This is a genomic window from Trueperaceae bacterium, assembly GCA_023954415.1.
GTDB lineage: Bacteria > Deinococcota > Deinococci > Deinococcales > Trueperaceae > JAAYYF01.
The window spans coordinates 191,374-211,978 of sequence record JAMLIB010000005.1 but is presented as its reverse complement, the minus strand read 5'-3'; the positions used below and the strand labels follow the sequence as shown (position 1 = coordinate 211,978).

The 20,605-nt window shown below is 71.2% G+C and carries 21 protein-coding genes; 14 read left to right on the top strand and 7 right to left on the bottom strand.

Translation table 11 applies throughout. The features are described from left to right. Positions 1 to 59: 59 nt before the first annotated feature. Positions 60 to 419, bottom strand: a complete 360-nt coding sequence (locus M9914_08100) for a DUF4180 domain-containing protein (protein ID MCO5174140.1) — start codon at positions 417 to 419, stop codon at positions 60 to 62. A 442-nt stretch (positions 420 to 861) separates the two neighbouring features. Between M9914_08100 and trpB the strand changes: the two genes are divergently transcribed. Next, the gene (trpB, locus tag M9914_08095) at positions 862 to 2,190 is read left to right on the top strand and encodes a tryptophan synthase subunit beta (GenBank protein MCO5174139.1); all 1,329 of its coding nucleotides are present in this window, start codon (positions 862 to 864) and stop codon (positions 2,188 to 2,190) included. Then, positions 2,187 to 2,975 carry a tryptophan synthase subunit alpha gene (gene trpA, locus M9914_08090; GenBank protein ID MCO5174138.1) on the top strand — a complete coding sequence of 263 codons (789 nt, stop codon included), beginning with the start codon at positions 2,187 to 2,189 and terminating at the stop codon, positions 2,973 to 2,975. The genes trpB and trpA overlap by 4 nt, the downstream gene beginning before the upstream one ends. Positions 2,976 to 3,068: 93 nt before the next feature. Here the strand turns inward: trpA and M9914_08085 are convergent, their stop codons facing one another. Then, a complete protein-coding gene (locus tag M9914_08085) occupies positions 3,069 to 3,836 on the bottom strand; it encodes a septal ring lytic transglycosylase RlpA family protein (protein ID MCO5174137.1) in 768 nt (255 codons plus the stop codon). Positions 3,837 to 3,950: 114 nt separating this feature from the next. Beyond that, on the bottom strand, positions 3,951 to 4,124 hold the full coding sequence (locus tag M9914_08080) for a hypothetical protein (protein MCO5174136.1): 174 nt from the start codon (positions 4,122 to 4,124) through the stop codon (positions 3,951 to 3,953). Positions 4,125 to 4,360: 236 nt separating this feature from the next. Here M9914_08080 and M9914_08075 point away from each other — a divergent pair, with 236 nt between their 5' ends. The 8 genes from M9914_08075 (at position 4,361) to leuB (ending at position 13,920) form a co-directional block, all read left to right on the top strand. Next, positions 4,361 to 5,191 (top strand): TatD family hydrolase, encoded by an 831-nt coding sequence (locus M9914_08075; GenBank protein MCO5174135.1) that lies wholly within the window; start codon positions 4,361 to 4,363, stop codon positions 5,189 to 5,191. Then, positions 5,188 to 6,123, top strand: a complete 936-nt coding sequence (locus tag M9914_08070; GenBank protein MCO5174134.1) for an alpha/beta hydrolase — start codon at positions 5,188 to 5,190, stop codon at positions 6,121 to 6,123. Before M9914_08075 ends, M9914_08070 begins: the two co-directional genes overlap by 4 nt. Before the next feature lie 89 nt (positions 6,124 to 6,212). Continuing rightward, the gene (locus tag M9914_08065; protein ID MCO5174133.1) at positions 6,213 to 6,692 is read left to right on the top strand and encodes a YqeG family HAD IIIA-type phosphatase; all 480 of its coding nucleotides are present in this window, start codon (positions 6,213 to 6,215) and stop codon (positions 6,690 to 6,692) included. A gap of 2 nt (positions 6,693 to 6,694) precedes the next feature. Continuing rightward, positions 6,695 to 9,352, top strand: coding sequence for a Flp pilus assembly complex ATPase component TadA (gene tadA / locus M9914_08060; protein ID MCO5174132.1), 2,658 nt, complete (start codon positions 6,695 to 6,697; stop codon positions 9,350 to 9,352). 23 nt (positions 9,353 to 9,375) lie between these two features. Beyond that, entirely contained in the window at positions 9,376 to 10,566 is a 1,191-nt protein-coding gene (locus tag M9914_08055; GenBank protein MCO5174131.1) for a type IV pilus twitching motility protein PilT, read from the top strand. Between the two features lie 255 nt (positions 10,567 to 10,821). Next, positions 10,822 to 12,249: a 3-isopropylmalate dehydratase large subunit gene (gene leuC / locus M9914_08050; GenBank protein MCO5174130.1), complete on the top strand. Its 1,428-nt coding sequence runs from the start codon at positions 10,822 to 10,824 to the stop codon at positions 12,247 to 12,249. Between the two features lies 1 nt (position 12,250). Further along, positions 12,251 to 12,865, top strand: coding sequence for a 3-isopropylmalate dehydratase small subunit (leuD, locus tag M9914_08045; GenBank protein ID MCO5174129.1), 615 nt, complete (start codon positions 12,251 to 12,253; stop codon positions 12,863 to 12,865). After that, on the top strand, positions 12,862 to 13,920 hold the full coding sequence (gene leuB / locus M9914_08040; GenBank protein MCO5174128.1) for a 3-isopropylmalate dehydrogenase: 1,059 nt from the start codon (positions 12,862 to 12,864) through the stop codon (positions 13,918 to 13,920). The genes leuD and leuB overlap by 4 nt, the downstream gene beginning before the upstream one ends. A 17-nt stretch (positions 13,921 to 13,937) precedes the next feature. Here the strand turns inward: leuB and M9914_08035 are convergent, their stop codons facing one another. Then, positions 13,938 to 14,375 (bottom strand): DUF6157 family protein, encoded by a 438-nt coding sequence (locus M9914_08035; GenBank protein MCO5174127.1) that lies wholly within the window; start codon positions 14,373 to 14,375, stop codon positions 13,938 to 13,940. Between the two features lie 82 nt (positions 14,376 to 14,457). Here M9914_08035 and ilvD point away from each other — a divergent pair, with 82 nt between their 5' ends. The 4 genes from ilvD to M9914_08015 are packed head-to-tail and all read left to right on the top strand — an operon-like array spanning position 14,458 to position 18,353. After that, positions 14,458 to 16,149 (top strand): dihydroxy-acid dehydratase, encoded by a 1,692-nt coding sequence (gene ilvD, locus M9914_08030; GenBank protein ID MCO5174126.1) that lies wholly within the window; start codon positions 14,458 to 14,460, stop codon positions 16,147 to 16,149. 33 nt (positions 16,150 to 16,182) lie between these two features. Beyond that, positions 16,183 to 16,956 carry a ThuA domain-containing protein gene (locus tag M9914_08025; GenBank protein MCO5174125.1) on the top strand — a complete coding sequence of 258 codons (774 nt, stop codon included), beginning with the start codon at positions 16,183 to 16,185 and terminating at the stop codon, positions 16,954 to 16,956. After that, the gene (locus M9914_08020; protein ID MCO5174124.1) at positions 16,953 to 17,960 is read left to right on the top strand and encodes a Gfo/Idh/MocA family oxidoreductase; all 1,008 of its coding nucleotides are present in this window, start codon (positions 16,953 to 16,955) and stop codon (positions 17,958 to 17,960) included. Before M9914_08025 ends, M9914_08020 begins: the two co-directional genes overlap by 4 nt. Positions 17,961 to 17,969: 9 nt before the next feature. Next, positions 17,970 to 18,353, top strand: coding sequence for a metallopeptidase family protein (locus M9914_08015; protein ID MCO5174123.1), 384 nt, complete (start codon positions 17,970 to 17,972; stop codon positions 18,351 to 18,353). 36 nt (positions 18,354 to 18,389) lie between these two features. Here M9914_08015 and M9914_08010 read toward each other — a convergent pair whose 3' ends face one another. Genes M9914_08010 through M9914_08000 form a run of 3 tightly spaced genes read right to left on the bottom strand, consistent with a single transcriptional unit; the run spans position 18,390 to position 20,577 of the window. Then, positions 18,390 to 19,292 carry a hypothetical protein gene (locus M9914_08010; GenBank protein ID MCO5174122.1) on the bottom strand — a complete coding sequence of 301 codons (903 nt, stop codon included), beginning with the start codon at positions 19,290 to 19,292 and terminating at the stop codon, positions 18,390 to 18,392. Beyond that, positions 19,289 to 19,981: a 2-C-methyl-D-erythritol 4-phosphate cytidylyltransferase gene (locus tag M9914_08005; GenBank protein ID MCO5174121.1), complete on the bottom strand. Its 693-nt coding sequence runs from the start codon at positions 19,979 to 19,981 to the stop codon at positions 19,289 to 19,291. Before M9914_08005 ends, M9914_08010 begins: the two co-directional genes overlap by 4 nt. Beyond that, complete coding sequence (locus M9914_08000; protein MCO5174120.1) at positions 19,969 to 20,577, bottom strand: UbiX family flavin prenyltransferase; 609 nt, start codon at positions 20,575 to 20,577, stop codon at positions 19,969 to 19,971. Before M9914_08000 ends, M9914_08005 begins: the two co-directional genes overlap by 13 nt. Between the last annotated feature and the right edge of the window lie 28 nt (positions 20,578 to 20,605).

Here is a 20,605-nt window from a genome sequence, read left to right as displayed (position 1 = left end):
CCCGAAGGGTCGACCGCGTTCGCTGGGTCCCGGTCGCTACCCTGAGCCCGGAGGACCCCTCAGGTCAGGCGACTGCGTAGAGCGGCCATATCGGGCAAGAACCACACCGAGCCGCCCCGGTTCGACTCCTCGACGAAGGCCCGGAGCGACGCGCTGGCAGTGACCCGATCGGCTATGTCGCCGATGACGGCGATGTTCACTCCGTAGGTCACGAACTTCTGCAAGAACTCCCCTGCCGTCCGGGTGCGCAGCTCGAGGAAGTCCTCACGTAACCGCACGGAGGGCAAAGCCACCCAGGTGGCCCCGCATCCGAACGCCTCGCCGATCAGTGCAGTGGCGTCGCCCGGGTCGCCAAGCGGCTCACCCATGTCCGGCAGCAGCAGCACGGGCGAGTCCCCGATCAGCAGCAGCTCCGTCACGTCGAGCCTCCAGTTGGCCACACGACCGGCCGGCGATCCGCAGTTCCGTCCAGCTCACGCTCGGTCTTCACTTCCGCCTCCTCGGGCACGCTCCCTCTCCCTTGGGAACCAAAGTCTCGACCATGACGTCCTCGAGCGTCAATGGGCCATCTCTTGCCTGCGACCTGCTGGGACGGCGGGTTCGGCCCTTGCCCCCGAGCACCCCCGCACGTACACTGCCCCATGCGACCCCGGCTGCGTGTGCGCACCCCCCGCGCCTTCAAGCGTCGCCACCAGCGCTGGCGCGCTTAGCGCCCCGCGCCGGGCAACCGGCTCGCCACCGGTCGAGGAGACCCCCCGCACCGGCGCCCAAGCTCGCGGTAGTCGCGAGCCCTTGACGACCAGGTCCAAGGCAGAGCTCACATCGAACAACGGCACCCGTTCGTGCCGGAGGTCAATCAGTATGGAGACGACCATCAACAGCGACTCACCGAGGGACGCAGGGTCCGCGACGCGGTTCCCGTTACCCGACGCGCGCGGGCGCTTCGGACGCTTCGGCGGCCGCTACGTGCCCGAGACCCTGATCCCCGCGCTCGACACCCTGGAGTCCGCCTACCTGGCCGCGCGCCAGGACGGGGAGTTCATGGGCGAGTACGCCGCCGCCCTGCGTGACAAGGTCGGCAGGCCGAGCCTGCTCTACCTCGCACGCAACCTCACCGAGCGCCTGGGCGGTGCGCGCATCTACCTCAAGCGCGAGGACCTCAACCACACGGGGGCGCACAAGATCAACAACACGCTCGGACAGGCGCTCCTCGCGCGCCGCATGGGCAAGCGCCGGGTCATCGCCGAGACGGGCGCGGGCCAGCACGGCGTGGCCACCGCCACCGCGGCCGCCCTGTACGGTCTGGAGTGCCACGTCTACATGGGCGAGGAGGACGTGCGCCGCCAGGCGCTGAACGTCTACCGCATGCGGCTCCTCGGCGCCGAGGTCGTGCCGGTGACGAGCGGCACCAAGACCCTCAAGGACGCGACGAACGAGGCCATCAGGGACTGGGTGACCAACGTGAGGGACACGTTCTACATCCTCGGCTCCGTCGTGGGCCCGCACCCCTACCCGATGCTCGTGAGGGACTTCCAGAGCGTGATCGGCCGGGAGGTGGCCGCGCAGCTCGAGGCCGCCGAGGGGCGCGCCGTGCCCGACGCGATCGTGGCGTGCGTCGGCGGCGGCAGCAACGCCATCGGGATCTTCGCGCCGTTCGCCTACCTCCGCGAGCGCCGGCCCCGGCTCGTGGGCGTGGAGGCGGGCGGCCACGGCGTCACCAGCGGCATGCACGCCGCGTCGATCTCGGGCGGCAAGACCGGCGTCCTCCACGGCTCCCTCATGTACTTGCTGTCCGACGCCGACGGGCAGATCTCCCCGCCCCACTCCGTGTCGGCCGGCCTCGACTACCCGGGCGTCGGGCCGGAGCACAGCTACTACGCCGAGCAGGGCATCGCCGAGTACGTGCCCGTCACGGACGCCGAGGCGCTCGACGCGTTCGAGCTCCTCTCGCGCACGGAAGGGATCGTCCCCGCGCTCGAGAGCGCGCACGCCGTGGCCCACGCCGTCCGGCTGGCGCCGACGATGGGCAAGGAGCAGGTCCTGGTCGTTAGCCTTTCCGGACGGGGCGACAAGGACGTCGCCGAGGTCCTCAGGCTTCGCTCCGGCGCGCCCGCGGAGCCGACCGGACCCGCTCCCGCGGGCGAGCGGGCAGCCCCCGGGGTCGCCGGTGGGCAGGAGGTGGGGGCATGAGCCGAATAGCCGACGCCTTCGCACGAGCGCGCGCCGATGGGCGCGCCGCTTTCGTCGCTTACCTCACCGCCTCGTACCCGGACGACGAGAGTTGCCTGGCGGCGGCCGAGGCCGTGCTGCGCTACGCGGACGTCCTCGAGCTCGGACTGCCGTTCTCGGACCCGCTCGGTGACGGCCCGGTGATCCAACGAGCCAGCGAGGCCGCGCTCGCCGCCGGCGCGAGCAGCAGGCGCACGCTCGACCTGGTCGGGCAGCTGCGGGCGCGGACGAGCAAGCCCATCCTGATCATGAGCTACTACAACCCGATCTACTGCTACCCGGGTGGCGAAGGGGCGTTCGTCCGCGCGGCCAAGGCCGCAGGCGCCGACGGACTCATCCTTCCCGACCTGCCACCGGACGAGGGGCAGGACCTGATAGCCGTGGCCAGGGCGGTCGACCTCGACACGGTCTTCCTGGTGGCCCCGACCTCGACTCCCGAACGCCTGCGGCTCGTGACGGCCGCCTGCCGCGGCTTCGTCTACGCCGTGTCCGTCACCGGCGTCACGGGCGCGCGCGCGGACGTGCCGGCCGAGGTCGCCGACCTGGTGGCCGCCACCAAGGCGGTCACGGACCTCCCCGTGGCCGTCGGGTTCGGCGTCGCCAACCGGGCGAGCGCCACCCGCGTAGCGCGCTTCGCGGATGGGGTCGTGGTGGGTTCGGCCATCGTCAGCGCCCTGGGGCGCGGGGAGGACCTGGGACGTCTCGCCGCCGACCTCGCGGCCGGCTGCGTGCGTGCGGCGGTGTAGGCGCGTAACGCTCTGAGCGCCTAGGGACGCGTGGCCTCGTCCGATCGCGCCGGACGAGGCCACGCGTCCCTCAGGCACCCGGGTCGCTTGGGCTCAGTCGCCCACCACGCGCGCCTCGGAACCGACGCTCGCGTACAGCTCAAGGCCCACCAGGAGATCGGCCGGGGTGTCCGTGGGGAACTCGGCTGCCACCACCCTGACGACCACGGGCTCGCCGCCTTGGACCGGCGTGAGCGCGAGCAGCGTGCCGGCGACATGGTCGCGCGATGCGACCTCGAAGCCCCGCAGGCTGCTCAGCGTGCCGACCCTGACGACGCCGGCGGGCAGGCTCAAGACCTCCAAGCGCACCCGCGCCACGCCGGAACCGATCATGTCGATCGCCTCGGCGCCCGCGCGCGATAGGTCGATCACTCGCCCACCCTTGAAGGGTCCCCTGTCGTTGATGCGCACGACGACGCTCTTGCCGTTCGTCTCGTTGACGACCCTGACGAGCGTGTTGAAGGGGAGCTCGCGGTGGGCCGCGGTGAGCTGGCTCGGGTCGAACACCTCGCCGTTCGCGGTGCGGCGGCCGGCGAAGCCCGGGCCGTACCACGAGGCGACGCCCGTCTGCGCACCGGCGGCTGCCGCGCCGGTGGCGGCGCGCGCGGCGGTCGTCGTGGCCGCCGCGGGCGCGCGCGATTCCGAGCGCATCACGGCCGGCGTGCAGCCCGCGAACAGGACCACCAGGGCGACGAGGGGCAGGTACCGACCAGCCTTGCTCGCGATCGCGCCGCGCCTGGGACTCGTCGGGGGTAGCGCCCCGGCGCGCTCGCTCGGCTGAGGCTGGGCATGGGTCGCGGCGCGAACGGAGGCACGAGCCACGGCACGGCCGTGGCCACACGTAGAAGCGCGCGTGAGCATACGTCATGCTACGCGCGCTTCATGGCGTTGGGATGTGAGGAACCGGGCTCCTGGGCGCCGCGGCCGTGGTACGGCTCACGCCCAGGTACGGCGGGCGAGCTCCTTCTGGCATACGACGAACGCCTCGTAGTCCTCGACTTCGGCGCTGCCGTCCTGGATCGCGTCCTCGCACTTGGAGATGATCTCGCTCAACTCCTCGTTGCTCAGGTACCGTACGTCGTCGTTCCCGCGAGCGAACTGGTGAACCATCTTGCTTACCTGCCTTCCTCGAGCCTGCCGATTCTTTGCTCGCCGGGTCCGGCTTGAGATCCCCTGTCTCGCCGAGACCCTCCCCGGTCAAGTGAGGTGAAGGTAGCAACGGTCCTATTACAGAAGTCTCACACGCTCCACATGCGCTAGCCGCGTGTGGCACGTTACTGGCGCGGGGTGCGCCGCGCTGTTGCCCGCCACCGGCCCGAGAACCGGACCGGCGGTAGAGTGAGCGCGTGACCGACAGTCATTGCCACCTCGACCGCTGCGCCGACCCGGAAGCCGCCGTGGATCCCGGCCTCGTCGCCATGGTGACCGTGGGCACGGACGTGGAGCGCAGCCGGTTGGCCATCGCCGCGGCGCGCGCGCACCCGAACGTCTACGCCGCCGTCGGCGTCCACCCCAACGACGCGAGCCGCGCGGCCGACGCCGCGACCAGGGCCGCCATCACAGACCTCGCCGGCGACCCCCTCGTCGTGGCCATCGGCGAGACCGGCTTCGACCGGTACTGGGACGACGAGTCGCCCGAGGCGCAACGGTTCGCCTTCGACTGGCAGCTGGGCCTGGCCAGGGCGCTCGGCAAGCCCCTCGTCCTGCACGTGCGCGACAAGCAGGGACGCGAGGAGGCGGCCCTCGCGGCCGCGGCGGCCATCGCTGGGGGCGGCTACGGCAACGGCGTGCTGCACTGCTTCTCCGGCCATCCGGAGCTGCTGGCGGCCGGGCTGGCGGCCGGCTGGTACGTGTCGTTCGCCGGCAACCTCACCTACAAGAGCGCCGCCGATATCCGCGCCGCGGCCGCGCGCGTGCCCGTCGAGCGCCTGCTCGTCGAGACCGACAGCCCCTACCTCTCCCCCATGCCGCTACGCGGGAAGCCGAACTCGCCAGCCAACGTGCGCCTGACGGCGGCCGCGCTCGCGGACGTGCTCGGCGCCGACCCGGAAGCGCTGGAACGCCAGCTCGACGCCAACGCAGAGCGATGCTTCGGCTTCGCCGCGGCGCGGGCCGCCCGCGGACGTAGCGACCCCGAGCCGCCGCCGCCGGCCGCCCCCAGCGGGACGGAAGCGTGAGCGGGCGCCCCATGGAGCCGCCCGACTACCGGGACCTGAGCGAGCGCGTGGAGGCCCCCGGCGCCGAGCTCTACGTCGAGCTCGTCGGACCGGCCTCCGCCCCCGTCGTCTACTACCTGCACGGCGGTCCCGGCTACAGCGCGCACTCGTTCCGCGAGCTCGTCGGCGACGACCTCGCGCGCTGGCTGGTCGTCTACGCCGACATGCGCGGCGGTGGGCGGTCGTTCTCCGACGACGGCCGCGGCGCCGACCCGGACGCCCTCGCCGCCGACGTGCCCGTGGTGCTCGACGCCCTCGGCCTGGGCAGCGCCGCCCTCCTGGGGCACGGGTTCGGTGCGCTCGTGGCGGTCACCGCGGCGTTGGCGGCGCCTGAGCGCGTCACGGGCCTCGTGCTCGTCAACCCCTGGCTCTCGCTGCCCATGTTGGCGGAGCGCCTCCTAAGCACGGCCACCGCCGCCGCGACGCCGCGCGACGCCGCCCACATCGACGCGGGAGACGGCCTGGAGGGGGACGACGCTCCCGCCGAACCGTTCGCGAGCGGCGCCGACGCCGCTGACGCCGCGTTCCGGCTGCTGAACCCGAAGGTCCTCTTCGACACGCTGCAGTTTCCGAACCAGGCCGCCCGCCTCCACCTGGAGCACGTCGACGCCGAGGCGCTCTCGGGGCCGCAGGAGGAGGACGAGGCCGACACCGTCTGGGAGCGCGAGGCGCTCTCGGCCCTGCGGGAGCTGGCAGCGAGCGGCAAGCGCGTCGTCGTCATCGCCGGGGAGCTCGACGGCACGGCGTACCCCGAGCAGGTCGAGGCCGCGCTCGAGGGCCTGCCGGGCGCGCTGTACAGCGGACTCCCGACGGGCCACTACCCGTGGCTGGACGATCCCGAGGCGTTCATGGCCACGCTCGAGGCGGCGCTGGAGTACGTTACGGGCTCCTGAGGCGCGGACATGCGCCAGGGCCTAGCCACGCCTGGCACACGTGAGTTCTTACTCTCGCCGCCTCACCTTGCGCATGCTAGGCTCCCCGAGTGCTCCAACCGGACGCCCGTGTCGCCTCGGTGCATGAGGTGACGCCGCAGTGGCTGGCAGCGCGTGGCCTGGCAGGACTGCTGGTGGACCTCGACGACACCTTGCTCGCCGCGCGCGCCGAACGGGTCGACGAAGACGTCTACGCCTGGTTCGGCAGCCTGCTAGCGGCAGGAGTGAGAGTGGCGATCCTCTCGAACGGTGACAAGGACAGGGTGGCGGCCGTCGCGGCCAAGGCCGGCGTGCCGGCCGTCGCCATGGCGGGCAAACCCTTCGCCCACGCGTTCAGGCGGGGGTTGCGGCTCCTCGGCGAGTTGCCGCGCGAGCGCGTGGCGATGCTCGGTGACCAGCTGTTCACCGACGTCCTCGGCGCCAAGCGTGCCGGTCTCACCGCCGTCCTGGTGACGCCGTTGTCGCCGGGTAAGCTTCCTCATACGCGCCTGGCGCGGTTACTGGAAAGATGGGTGCTCAGGGAGAGATGACCGTGGCAGTACTCTCGATCGGTGACAAGAGGCTCGGGGCCGTGCTCCTCGAGCGCGGTTACGTCACCGACGACGCGTTGCAACAAGCCATCAGCCGGCACGGCGAAGTGGGTGGCCGGTTGGCCGACATCCTGGTCAACCTCGGGGTCTTGTCGGAGCAGCGCATAGCGCGCGCCGTCGAGGAGTCGATCGGCATCCCCCTCGTGCACCTGCCGCGTGTCGACGTCATGGCCGACGCGCTGGCCAAGGTCCCCGCCGACCTCGCCAACGACCTGCGCGCCATCCCGTTCGCCGTCGACCAGGACCGTCTGCGGGTCGCGTTCGTCGATCCGCTCGACGCCTTGGCGATCGAGGAGGTCGAGGACGCGTCCAGCTGCCTGGTCGAGCCCTACCTCGCGCTGCAGAAGGAGATGCTCTGGGCGCTAGCGACCTACTACCCGGAGCTGGGGCTCGAGCCGCCGGTGGACATCGAGGTCGACCCCGCCATGCGGCTCGGCAACCTCGCCGTCAACGGCGGCTTCCTGACCGCCGCGCAACTAGCCGAGGCCATCGAGGAGCAGCAGCGGACCGGCGGTCTCCTTGGGCGCATCCTGGTGAGCCGCGGGCACCTGAGCGAGGAGCACCTCACCGCCCTGTTGGCCGAGCAGCACGGCATCCCGTTCGTGGCGGACCTCGCGGGCGAGCCGCCGGACGAGCGCCTGGCCACCAAGCTCCTGCGCCTCGACGCCGTCCAGTTCTCCGCCGTGCCGTACAAGTTCGAAGGCAGCACACTCGTCGTCGCCATCTCCGACCCTCGGCGCATGGCGGACATCGAGTCGATCGTCTCGGGCGACGTCACCTTCGTGGCCGCCACGGGGCCCGCCGTCACGGCGCGCATCGACGAGATGTACGCCCAGGACCAGGGCCGGCTCGGCGAGACGCTGCTGCAGAGCAAGCGCCTGAAGCGCGAGCAGCTCCGTAGAGCGTTGGAGGAGCAGGCGAAGCTCGGCCGGATCAAGCCCCTGGGCGAGATCCTCGTCGACCTCGGCTACGTCACGCAATCGGACGTCGAGGAGGCGCTAAACAAGCAGCGCTCCGGCGGCGGCCGGCTCGAGGACACGCTCGTGCAGTCCGGCAAGATCAGCCCGGACATGCTGGCGCGCAGCCTCGCCATGCAGCTCGGCTTCGAGTTCATCGAGGACAACACGCGCATCGACCCGTACGCGGTCAGCCTGGTGCCCGAGCCGACGGCGCGGCGCTACGCCGCCATGCCCGTGCGCCTGGAGGGCGACGTCCTCGTCGTCGCGATGAAGGACCCGCGCCACGTCTTCGCGCTCGACGACATCCACCTGATAACGGGCCGCGAGATCCGCCCGGCGGTGGCGACGGAAGAGTCGCTCACGCGGATGCTCAACCGCTTCTACCGCGAGGGCGCAGACATGGAGGAGCTCGCCAAGGCGGTGGTCGAGGAGGTCGGGGTCTCCTCCAGCTCCGAAGAGGACGACACGAGCGCCATCGACGACAACGCGCTCGTCAAGGTCGTCAACAACATCATCCGCGAGTCCGTCCTCAACGACATCTCCGACATCCACATCGAGCCGCGACCCGACAAGGTCATCGTGCGCGTCCGCAAGGACGGCACCTTGCGCGAGTACATGACCATGCCGAAGGTGACGGCCCCCGCGCTCGCCTCGCGCATCAAGATCATGGGCGGTCTCAACATCGCCGAGCGGCGCCTGCCCCAGGACGGCCGCGTGCGCTTCAAGGACCGCAACCTGGAGGTCGACCTCCGCCTCTCCACGCTCCCGACCGTGTACGGCGAGAAGTCGGTGATGCGCATCCTGCGCAAGGCGTCCGACATCCCCGAGATCGAGCAGCTCGGCTTCGCCGACTACAACTACCAGCGCTTCACGGACGTGATCCAGAAGCCGTACGGCATGTTCCTGATCACGGGCCCGACCGGCTCGGGCAAGTCGTTCACCACCTTCTCCATCCTCAAGCGCCTCGCGACGCCCGAGGTCAACGTCACGACCATCGAGGACCCGGTCGAGTACGAGATCCCCGGCATCAACCAGACGCAGGTGAACGCCAAGGCGGGCCTCGACTTCGCGCGCGCCCTCCGCTCGTTCCTCCGGCAGGACCCCGACATCATCATGGTCGGTGAGATCCGCGACCACGAGACCGCGAAGATCTCGATGGAAGCCGCCCTGACCGGCCACCTCCTGATCGCCACCTTGCACACGAACGACTCGGCCGGCGCCATCACGCGCCTGCAGGAGATGGGCATCGAGCCGTTCAACGTCTCGGCGTCCCTCATCGGCGTCCTCGCCCAGCGCCTCGTCCGGCGCGTGTGCCGCGAGTGCAAGGTCGCCTCGAGCCCCGACCCCGACGTGCTGCGGCGCCTCGGCATCTCCGAGAAGGAGATGGCGGGCAAGTCGCTCTACCGCGGCGTCGGCTGCGAGAAGTGCGGCGGCAGCGGCTACAACGGTCGCTACGCCATCCACGAGCTGCTCGTGGTCGACGAGGAGATCGAGAAGGCCATCGTCCAGGAGGCGTCCTCCATCGAGCTGCGCGACCTGGCGGTCAAGCGCGGCATGAAGACGCTGCGCGACGACGGCATCAACAAGGCCTTCCAGGGCATCACGACCCTGGAAGAGGTGCTCGCGCGCACGGCCGAGTAGCGCGCGACGCGAGAGGACCAGGCATGGCAGACCAGATCCGTTCGACCCAGATCCAGGCAGACATCGTCGACCTACTGAAGCTCGCCATCGAGCGGCGGGCTTCCGACCTCCTCCTCACGGTCGGCCTCCCGCCCATGCTGCGTCTCGATGGGGAGTGGCGGCCGACCGAGTACGAGGTCCTCAACGGGACGATGACGCGGCGCCTCATGTACGCGCTGATGGACGAGAAGAAGCAGCGCAACTTCGAGGAGCGCAAGGACCTCGACTTCTCGTTCAGCCTGACGGGCCACGGGCGCTTCCGCGTCAACGTGTTCATGCAGCGCGGCTCCGTCGGCGGCGTCATGCGCACGATCTCGGAAGAGGTCCTCACGTTCGCCGACCTCGGATTGCCGCAGGAGGCGGCCGACATCGCGCGGCTGCCGCGTGGCCTCGTGCTCGTCACGGGCCCGACCGGCTCGGGCAAGTCGACGACCCTGGCCACCATGCTCGACCTGGTCAACGACGAGTACTCGAAGCACATCGTCACCATCGAGGACCCCATCGAGTTCTTCCACCGGCACAAGACGTCGATCGTCAACCAACGCGAGGTCGGCGAGGACACCGCGAACTTCCAGGCGGCGCTGCGCAGCGTGCTCAGGCAGGCCCCCGACGTCATCCTGGTCGGCGAGATGCGCGACTTCGAGACGATCGGCGCCGCCGTGACGGCCGCCGAGACCGGCCACCTCGTGCTCGGCACGCTGCACACCAACACGGCCGCCGAGGCCATCGACCGCATCATCGACGTCTTCCCGGACGCGCAGCAGGCGCAGGTGCGCGTGCAGCTCGCCAACAACCTGCAGGCCATCCTCACCCAGCAGCTCATCCCGCGCGCCGGCGGGGAGGGCCGCGTGCTCGCTTACGAGCTGCTCATCGCCACGCCGGGCGTGCGCAACCTCATCCGCGAGGGCAAGACGCACCAGATCCCCGCCCAGATCCAGATGGGCGGCGCCATCGGCATGATCACGATGGACGCCTCCCTCGCCGAGCTCCACTTGCGCAAGGCCATCTCCTTCGAGACCGGCTCCTCGCGCGCCGTGGACGCCAAGGAGTTCGAGCGCCTCGTCTCCACCGGCGGCCAGGCGCAAGGGGCGACGGCCCCCGAGCAGGCCAGGCCAACGCCGGCCCCGACCACGCCCCGGCGCGGCACGCCGCCCCTCGGGCGTTCCGCTCGTTGACGCCCGCGTTCGGCGCTCTTATACTTCGCCGCATGACGGCCAGCACGACCGGCGGCAGGGTCCCACGCACCAGACGGCGCCTCGCCTTCGTCCAGTGGCGAGCGGTCGTGTGGCTATCCGAACGGGAGGCGTGAAGCCGCGGCTACCTAAGGGCAGGACCGAGCCCTTGTAAGAGCACGAGCGCATCACGACCCCCGGCCCACCCGCGGCCGGGGGTCTTCTCACGTGAGCGGGTCCATAGAAGGAACGGGAAGCATGAGCGAACCTAGCAGCCTCTTCGACAAGGTCTGGGAGTCCCACACGGTCGGGCGCCTGCGCAACGGCCAGGACCAACTCTTCATAGATACGCACCTGATCCACGAGGTCACGAGCCCGCAGGCGTTCGGGATGCTCGCCGACCTCGGCCTCGAGGTCCTACTGCCCGAGCGCACGTTCGCGACGGTCGACCACATCGTGCCGACCCACACGCGCGTCGAGCCGTTCGCCGACCCCATGGCCGCGGCCATGATCGCCGAACTGCGCAAGAACACCGCCGCGCACGGCATCACGTTCTTCGACGTCGGCGGCGGCAAGCAGGGCATCGTCCACATGGTCGGCCCCGAGCAGGGGATCACCCAGCCCGGCTCGACGATCGCCTGCGGCGACTCGCATACGAGCACGCACGGCGCGTTCGGCGCCATCGCGTTCGGCATCGGCACGTCGCAGGTGCGCGACGTGCTCGCCACGCAGACGATGGCCATGAGCAAGCCGAAGCTGCGGCGCATCGAGGTGAACGGCGCGCTGCGGCCCGGCGTGTACGCCAAGGACGTCATCCTCCACATCATCCGCACCTTAGGCGTGAAGGGCGGCATCGGCTACGCCTACGAGTACGCCGGCACGACGTTCGACGCCATGACGATGGAAGAGCGCATGACGGTATGCAACATGTCCATCGAGGGGGGCGCGCGCTGCGGCTACGTCAACCCGGACGCGACCACGTTCGCCTACCTCGAGGGCCGGCCGTACGCGCCCAAGGGCGCGGCGTGGGCGGCCGCCGTGGAGAGCTGGCGGGCGCTGGCCTCCGACCCGGGCTGCCACTACGACGACGTGGTGGTGATCGACGCGGCCGACGTGCCGCCGACCGTGACCTGGGGCATCAACCCGGGCCAGGCCATCGCCATCGACGAGCTCGTGCCGACGGTGGAGGGCGCCCCGGAGCACGACAAGGCGGGCGTGGCCGAGGCGCTCAGCCACATGAAGCTCGTGGGCGGCGCGCCCATCAAGGGGACGAAGGTCGACGTGGCGTTCTTCGGCTCGTGCACGAACGCCCGCATCACGGACTTCGTCGAGGTCGCCAGGGTCATGCGGGGGCGCAAGGTGCACCCCAACGTCCAGGCCATCGCGGTGCCCGGCTCGCACCTCGTGAAGCTCGAGTGCGAGAAGCTCGGGATCGACACCGTGCTCAAGGAGGCCGGTTTCGAGTGGCGCGACGCCGGCTGCAGCATGTGCCTCGCCATGAACCCGGACAAGCTCGTGGGCGATCAGCTATGCGCCTCGTCCTCCAACCGCAACTTCAAGGGTCGCCAGGGGTCTCCGACCGGGCGCACCGTGCTCATGAGCCCAGTGATGGTCGCCGCCGCAGCCGTCACGGGCATGGTGTCCGACGCCCGCGAGGTCTTCGGCACCGGGAAGGCCGTTGCCTGACATGGCGCTGACACCAGTTACAGAGGCCCGCGGGACCGCCGTGCCCATCATGGCCAACGACATCGACACCGACCGCATCATCCCCGCGCGCTACCTGAAGGCCGTCACGTTCGAGACCATGGGCGAGGGGCTCTTCTTCGACGAGCGCTTCGACGCCGACGGCAACAGCAAGGGTCACCCGCTCGACGACCCGCGGAGAGCGGGCGCCGCCATCATCGTGACGGGGGACAACTTCGGCTGCGGCTCGAGCCGCGAGCACGCGCCGCAGTCGATCATGCGCGCCGGCTTCAAGGGCATCATCGCGGGCTCGTTCGCCGAGATCTTCTTCGGCAACTGCACGACGCTCGGCCTCGTCTGCGCCGTCGTCGACGAGGCCGGCCGCAAGGAGCTGGCCGAGCTGAGCGAGCGCGACCCGAGCGCTGAGGTCGTCATCGACGTAGCCGCGCAGGAAGTGCGCGCCGGCGGCAAGACCTACCCGGCCGGCGTCCGCGACACGGCCCGCGAGGCGCTCCTGACCGGCTACTGGGACCCGATCGGCGAGCTCCTCGAGGGCGTCGAGCGCGTCAAGGCCCTCGCCGCCGAGCGCGGCTACGCGGTGCCAGGGGCTGGGGCATGAGCTACCGCATCGCGGTACTACCGGGCGACTTCATAGGGCCCGAGGTCATCGACGCCACGTTGGAGACGCTGGAGGCGCTGGCGCCGCGCCACGGCCTCGCCTTCGAGTTCGAACGCCTGCCGTTCGGCGGCAACGCCATCGAGAGCCACGGCGAACCTCTCCCCCAGGTAACGCGCGGCGCGACCGCGCGCTCTGACGCGGTCCTGATGGGCTCCGCCGGCGGGCCGGTCGGCGACCACCCCTGGAACCGGCTACCGCGCGAGAAGCGCGTCGAGTCCGGCATCCTCGCGCTGCGCAAGCACTTGCAGGTCTTCGCCAACCTGCGCCCGGTGCGCGTCTTCCCAGGCCTGGAACGCCTCTCGCCCTTGCGCGAGGAGCGCGCGCGGGGCACCGACCTCCTCATCATCCGCGAGCTCACGGGCGGCATCTACTTCGGCAAGCCGTCCTTCGTGGAGGCCGACCGGGGCGTCAGCACGATGGTCTACGAGCGCTACGAGGTGGAGCGCATCGCGCGCGTGGCCTTCGAGACGGCGCGCCTGCGCCGCGGCCGCGTCACGAACGTCGACAAGGCGAACGTGCTCGACGTCTCGCAGTTCTGGCGCGACGTGGTGGTCGACCTGCATAGGCGCGAGTTCTCTGATGTCGAGCTCGATCACCTGTACATCGACAACGCCGCCATGCAGGTCGTGCGCGACCCGCGCGCCTTCGACGTCCTCGTCATGGGCAACCTGTTCGGCGACATCCTCTCCGACCTGGCCGCCGTGATCCCCGGCTCGCTCGGCGTTCTGCCCTCGGCCAGTCTCGGTGGCAGCGTCGGGCTCTACGAGCCCGTCCACGGCAGCGCGCCAGACATCGCCGGCAAGGGGATCGCCAACCCGGTCGGCACCATGCTCTCAGCCGCGATGCTGCTGCGCCACGGCCTGAACGAGGCGGGGGCGGCGGACGCCCTGGAGAGCGCCGTGCAGGCGGCGCTGCTGGAGAGCCCGACGGTGGACCTCGGCGGCAGCAGCGGCACGGCCGCCTTCACGGCTGCCGTGATAGCCAGGCTGGCGTAGCCTGCGCCCGTGTGCGCCTAGCGGGCGCGCTTCGACCGCATCGCCCTGGTGATGACGGTCACCGCGCCCGCCTCGCCGGCCAGCGACTCGCCGGCAGCCAACCTGCGGTACTCGTCGGTCTCGACGCCGTAGAGGGCGACGCGGCCCAACTCGTCCGAATGGATGCCCCAGCCGTAGCGCCTGCCGAGGTCCGAGGCCCGCAAGCACGCCTGCGGTTTGGCGAAGAAGGCGGCCCTTGCCGCGGGCCGTTCGGCTTCCGGTATGCCCTGCCTGTCGGCGGTCACCCCGAAGATGACGTCGTCGGAAGTGTGCTGGTACGGCGCGCTCGCGATCATGCGGTAAGTGCGCAGCGCGACCGACGGCTGCTCCCCACGCTCGGGCGGCACCGTGCCGACCTCGGCCGGGCAGTCGTCGGCGACACCTATGAACGTCTCGAAGTAGTTCGTGCTGCCCATGCCGGCATGCTACACCCGGCCCTCACGGGTAAGCCCGCCGAGCGCGGCGGTTATATGATGCGCCGAGCGTAAGGAGCCCACCATGTCCACGACCACCACCGCCAAGACGCGGCGCCGCAGCGCCACGACTACCCAGGGCGACCAGCGCGCGCCCAACCGCGCCATGCTGCGGGCCGTCGGCTTCCACGACGCCGACTTCGACAAGCCGATCATCGGCATCGCCAACGGTCACAGCACGATCACGCCGTGCAACTCCGGCCTCGGCGAGCTGGCCACCGCCGCCGAGGCGGCCGTGCGCGCCGCCGGTGGCATGCCGCAGCTCTTCGGCACCATCACCATCTCGGACGGCATCTCCATGGGCACGGAGGGCATGAAGTGCTCGCTCGTCTCGCGCGAGGTGATCGCGGACAGCATCGAGACGGTGGGCAGGGGCCAGAGCATGGACGGCATGCTGGCCGTCGGCGGGTGCGACAAGAACATGCCGGGCGCGCTCATCGCGCTCGCCCGTCTCGACATCCCGAGCATCTTCGTCTACGGCGGCACCATCAAACCCGGCCATCACGACGGCAAGGACCTCACCATCGTCAGCGTCTTCGAGGCGGTCGGCGCGCACGCCGCGGGTCGCATGGACCTGCCCACGTTCCAGGCCATCGAGCGCTCCGCCTGCCCCGGGCCCGGCTCGTGCGGCGGCATGTACACGGCCAACACGATGTCGTCCGCCATCGAGGCGATGGGCATGGCCCTCCCGTACTCGAGCACCATGGCGGCCCCCGACGCCGAGAAGGTCGAGAGCGCCGCCGACAGTGGGCGCGCGCTCCTGACGCTGATCGAGCAGGACATCACGCCGCGCCGAATCATGACGCGCGAGGCGTTCGAGAACGCCATCCGCGTCGTCATGGCCGTCGGCGGCAGCACCAACGCCGTCTTGCACCTCATCGCGGCCGCCCACGCCATGGACGTCGACCTCACGATCGACGACTTCGAGGAGTTGCGGCGCACCACCCCGGTGCTCTGCGACCTCAAGCCGTCCGGTCGTTACGTCGCCACCGACCTGCATGCCGCCGGCGGCATCCCGCTCGTCATGCGCATGCTGCTCGACAACGGCCTCCTGCACGGCGACTGCATCACCTGCACGGGCAGGACGGTGGCCGAGAACCTCGCCTCCGTGCCGTCCCAGCCGCCGGCAGGGCAGGACGTCATCCACCCGTTCCACAAGCCGCTCTACGAGCACGGCCACCTGAACGTGCTCCGCGGCAACCTGGCCCCCGAGGGCGCCGTTGCCAAGACGACAGGCCTGTCGCACTCCCGCATCAGCGGGCCGGCGCGCGTCTTCGAGAGCGAGGAGGAGTGCTTGGCGGCCATCCTCGCGGACGAGATCCGCGCGGGCGACATCATCGTCATCCGTTACGAGGGCCCAAAGGGCGGCCCCGGCATGCGCGAGATGCTCTCCCCCACCAGCGCCATCATCGGCCGCGGCCTCGGCGACTCCGTCGGACTCATCACCGACGGGCGCTTCTCCGGCGGCACCTACGGTTTCGTCGTCGGGCACGTGGCGCCCGAGGCCGCCGTCGGCGGGCCGATCGCGCTCGTGCACGAAGGCGACACCATCACCATCGACTCCGAGCACAACCTCATCCAGCTCGAGGTGGCCGAGGAGGAGCTGGCTCGGCGCCGGGCCGCGTGGGCGCCCAAGCCGCCGCGCTACGAGCGCGGCGTGCTCGCCAAGTACGCGAAGCAGGTCTCGAGCGCCTCGCTCGGCGCCGTGACCGACTGACGAGCGCGGCCAGGTCCTGGAGGGAAGGCAAGCATGCGGGTGACGGTCTTCAACGAGTTCTTGCACGAGCGCGAAAGCGACGTCGTGCGCGAGATCTACCCAGACGGGATCCACGCGGCCGTCGGCGCCGCCGTGAAGCGCGCCCACCCGACGGCTACCGTCGGCTACGCCACGCTCCACGAGCCCGAGCACGGGCTGACGCAGGCCGTCGTCGACGCCACCGACGTCCTCTTCTGGTGGGGCCACAAGGCCCACGACCTGGTGGACGACGCCGTCGTCGACAGGGTGCAGGACGCCGTGCTCGCCGGCATGGGCCTGGTGGTACTGCACTCCGGCCACTACTCGAAGCCGTTCAGGCGCCTGCTCGGCACCACCGCGTCCTTGAAGTGGCGTGAGGCGGACGAGAAGGAGCGCCTGTGGTGCCTGCAACCCGGCCACCCGCTCCTGGAGGGCGTGCCCGACTACTTCGAGCTCCCGCGCGAGGAGATGTACGGCGAGCGCTTCGACGTTCCCGATCCCGACGAGCTCCTGATGATCTCCTGGTTCCAGGGGGGTGAGGTGTTCAGGAGCCTCGCGACGTGGCGGCGCGGCCACGGCACGGTCGTCTACTTCAGGCCGGGCCACGAGACCTACCCCACGTACCACGACGCGAACGTGCAACGCGTCCTCGCCAACGCCGCGGCCTACGCCGCCGCGAGGGTCAGGCGCCCCGACAGGGGCAGCCCGGAGACCCCGGCCATCGAGCAGGTGCCCAACCCCGGCAAGGAGCACATCCTCGGGCTGACGAGCGGCATGGCGGGCGAGTGAGCGAGCTGCGGGCGGCCATCGTCGGCACGGGCGGCATCTCGACCAATCACTTCGAGGGCTACCGGGCGGCCGGAGTCGAGGTCGTCGCCCTCTGCGACGCCGTGCCGGGGGCGTTGGCCGCCAAGGCCCGCGCCTGGGGCGTCGAGCGCACCTACCTGGATTTCGCGGAGCTGTTCGCCGCGGGCGGCTTCGACGTCGTGAGCATCGCCGCGCCTACGGCCGTGCACCACCCCGCGACGCTGCGCGCGGCCGCGGCCGGCGTGCACGTGCTGGTCGAGAAGCCCATGGCCCTCGACCTGCGGCTGGCCGACGAGATGATCGCCGCCTGCGACGCCGCGGGGGTCGTGCTCATGGTCGGGCATCAGCTCCGCTCGAGCGGTCCGGGCCGCAAAGCCAGCGAGCTCATCGAGGCAGGTGCCGTCGGCACGGTGACCCACGTGCGCCTGCGCCAGGCCCACGACTGGGGCGGCCAAGGCGTCCGGCCCTCGTTCAGGACGCGCGCTTCGGCGGGCGGCGGCACGCTCCTCGACAACGGCTGCCACCTCGCCGACCTCGCCCGGTTCTTCGGCGGCTCCGTGAGCGAGGTGTACGCCCGGTTGGGGACCCTCAAGTACCCCGTCGAGGTCGAGGACACGGCGCACGTGAGCATGCGGTACGCCGACGGCTCGCTCGGCGTCATCGAGGCGGCGTGGACGGCAACGGGCTGGGAAGAGGGGTTCTGGGTCTACGGCACCGAGGGCGCCCTCGAGTGCACGAACAGGTACGGCCCCCAGAACCTCAGGCACGCCTACCGCGCGTCGCCGGGCTCCAACTGGGACGAGACGGACGTCACGACCTTCGAGTTCACCGGCGCCTCGTCGCATACCAGGCACGTCATGGCGTTCATCGCGGCCGTGCGCGGCGACGGACCCGTGGTGTGCAGCGGCGTCGACGGCCGCGAGGCCGTCAGGATCATCCTCGCGGCCTACGAGAGCGCGGCCGCCAACGCCCCCGTGGCCCTGTAAGCGACCGGCGTGACGCTCGAGCGGTTCACCTCCCTCATCGCCGAGATGGTCGACGAGATCCCTGCGGAGTTCATGCGGGGTCTCGGCGGCGTCCACGTGCTGCCCGAGGCGCGGCTGGAGCCGGACTTCGAGGACGTCTACCGCATGGGCGAGTACCTCGACCCCGGCTCGCCGGACTTCCTGGGCGCAGGCGAGGGCCTAGGACGCCAGGTCGTCCTCTACTACGGCTCGTTCGAGGCCATCGCGGAAGAGGACCCCGACTTCGACTGGGAGGACGAGGCGTGGGAGACGTTGACGCACGAGCTCAGGCACCACGTCGAGTCGCTCGCCGGCGAGGACTGGCTGGTCCAGGAGGACGTCGAGGACGCCCGCGGCTTCCTGCGCAAACGGTAGCGGCGGTGACCCGCACACCGAAGCCGCGGCTCGTTCCTAGGCCGTGTGGTCCGCCCTCACCCACCAGTCCGGCTGGGCCTCAGCGAGGTCGGCAGCCACGCTCCGCGCGTGCTCCGCGTCGCGCGCCACACCGAAGCACGTCGGACCGCTGCCGGAGAGCAGCACCCCCTTCAGCCCGGCCCCCCGCAGCGCCCCCAGGACCGTCCTGACGCCGGGCAGGAGGCGAAGCACGCCCGGTTGCAGGCCGTTGGGCCAGCCGGGCTCCTCGCCGGCCGCCAGGTTCGCCAGCGCCTTCTCGAACCGCAGGCGGGGCGTGAAGCCGACGAGGTTGGCGTACGCCGCGGCCGCGCTGACCTGGCCGCCCGGGTTGGCCAGGACTAGGTGAAGGCGCGGGACCTCGACGGCCGCGAGCCTCTCCCCCCTGCCGCGCGCGAGGGCGGCCGGGGTCGTGGTCGTCAGGAAGGGGACGTCGGAGCCGAGGGCGCGAGCGACCGCCTGCACGTCGACCCCGGCGGGCAGCCGCTCCGCCAGTGCGCGCAGCACGGCACCGGCGTCCGCCGAGCCGCCGCCGAGACCGGCGGCCACGGGGATACGTTTCGCGAGGTGGAGGTCGATGGCCACGCGCGGCGCGCCCGGGTCGGACGCCCGCCGCTCCCCCAGGTAGGCCTCGGCCGCCCGAACGGCCAGGTTGTCCTCGGCCGGCCCGACGGCGTCGCTACCCGGTAACCCCGGCGCGACGTCGACGGTGAGGTGCACCGCGTCCCGGCCCGAGCCGGCTCCCTCCGCGACGCCGATGTGCAGCTCGTCGGCCAGTCCGACCTTGGCCATGACCGTCTCCAACTCGTGGTAGCCGTCGCCGCGCAGGGCGATGACGGCCAGTCCGAGGTTGACCTTCGCGTGCGCAAGGTACGCGTCCGCCTGGTGAGCGGCTTCCGTCATGCCTGGCCACCGCGCCGGGAGCGCCACAGGTCGAGCAGGGCCAGCCCCAGCTCCAAGTCCTCCGGGGTCGTCAGCTTGTGGAGGAGCTGGCTCCCCTCAACCCACGCTACGGCCACCCCGAGTCGCGTCACGAGGGCGGCGTCGTCGGTCGCCTCGACCCCGTCGGCGACAGCGGCGGCATGCGCGCGCGCGAGGAGCTCACGCGCGAAGGCCTGGGGCGTCTGGACGCGCCGCAGCTCGTCGCGCGGCAAGGCCCGACCGTCCGCCACGTCGACGACCGTGTCGGTGACGCGCAAGCAGGCGCTGGCGGCGCCAGCAGCACGGGCGGCGGCCAGCACGCGCTCGCCGACCGCGCGCGGCAGGAACGGGCGGGCCGCGTCGTGGACGAGCACGACGTCGGCGTCTGACTCGGCGAGCATGGCGCGCACCGTGGCCTGGCGCGAGGCGCCGCCGGGCACCAGCCTCACGGACGGTCCGAGGAGCCGCCCGGCCTCGGCGAGGAGCGGAAGAGGCACGGCCACCACGACGTCGTCGACGACGGCGCGCACGTTGGCGACGGCCAGCTCGAGGAGCGTGGCGTCGCCCAGCCTGACGAACGCCTTCGGCCCGAGGCCCATGCGCGTGCCACCGCCGGCGGCCGCGACGAGCCCGGTCGTCCGGATCGCATCACTGGGGGTCACTCGTCCCACGAGCGCCACCTGGGCGCGTGGTCGTTGGCCACACCGAGGAGGTCGAGGGCGCGGCTCGTAACGCCGGCTATGAGCTCGCCGATGTCGGTCGGGTTGTGGTAGAAGCCGGGCGCGGCCGGGAGGACCGTGGCGCCGGCGTCGTGCGCGGCAAGCATGTTCACGAGCATCGGCCGCGAGTAAGGCGCCTCACGCAAGACGAGCACGAGGGGCCTGCGCTCCTTGAGCGTCACGTGGGCGGCGCGCGTGATCAGCGTGTCGGCGTGGCCTTGCGCGACCTTGGCCAGCGTGCTCGCGCTGCACGGCGCGATGATCATGCCGGCCGTGAGGTGGCTCCCGGAGGCGATCGGAGCGCCGAGGTCGGAGTCCTTGTAGTCGACGTCCGCCAGCGCCTTCAACTGCTTCAGGCCTTCGGGCAGCTCGGTCGGCGCCACGAGCTTGGCGCCCGCGCTGACGACGAGCGAGCTCCTGACACCGGCGCGCTTGGTGGCGGCGAGGAGGTCGACGGCGTAGATCAGGCCGCTTGCGCCGCTCACGCCGACCACCACCTCGCGCTCGGGCCGCCGGGCTCCACCGTTGGTTGACAGGTCGTCCGTCACGTCCCTCAGGCTACCCCGCGCGCGCTTA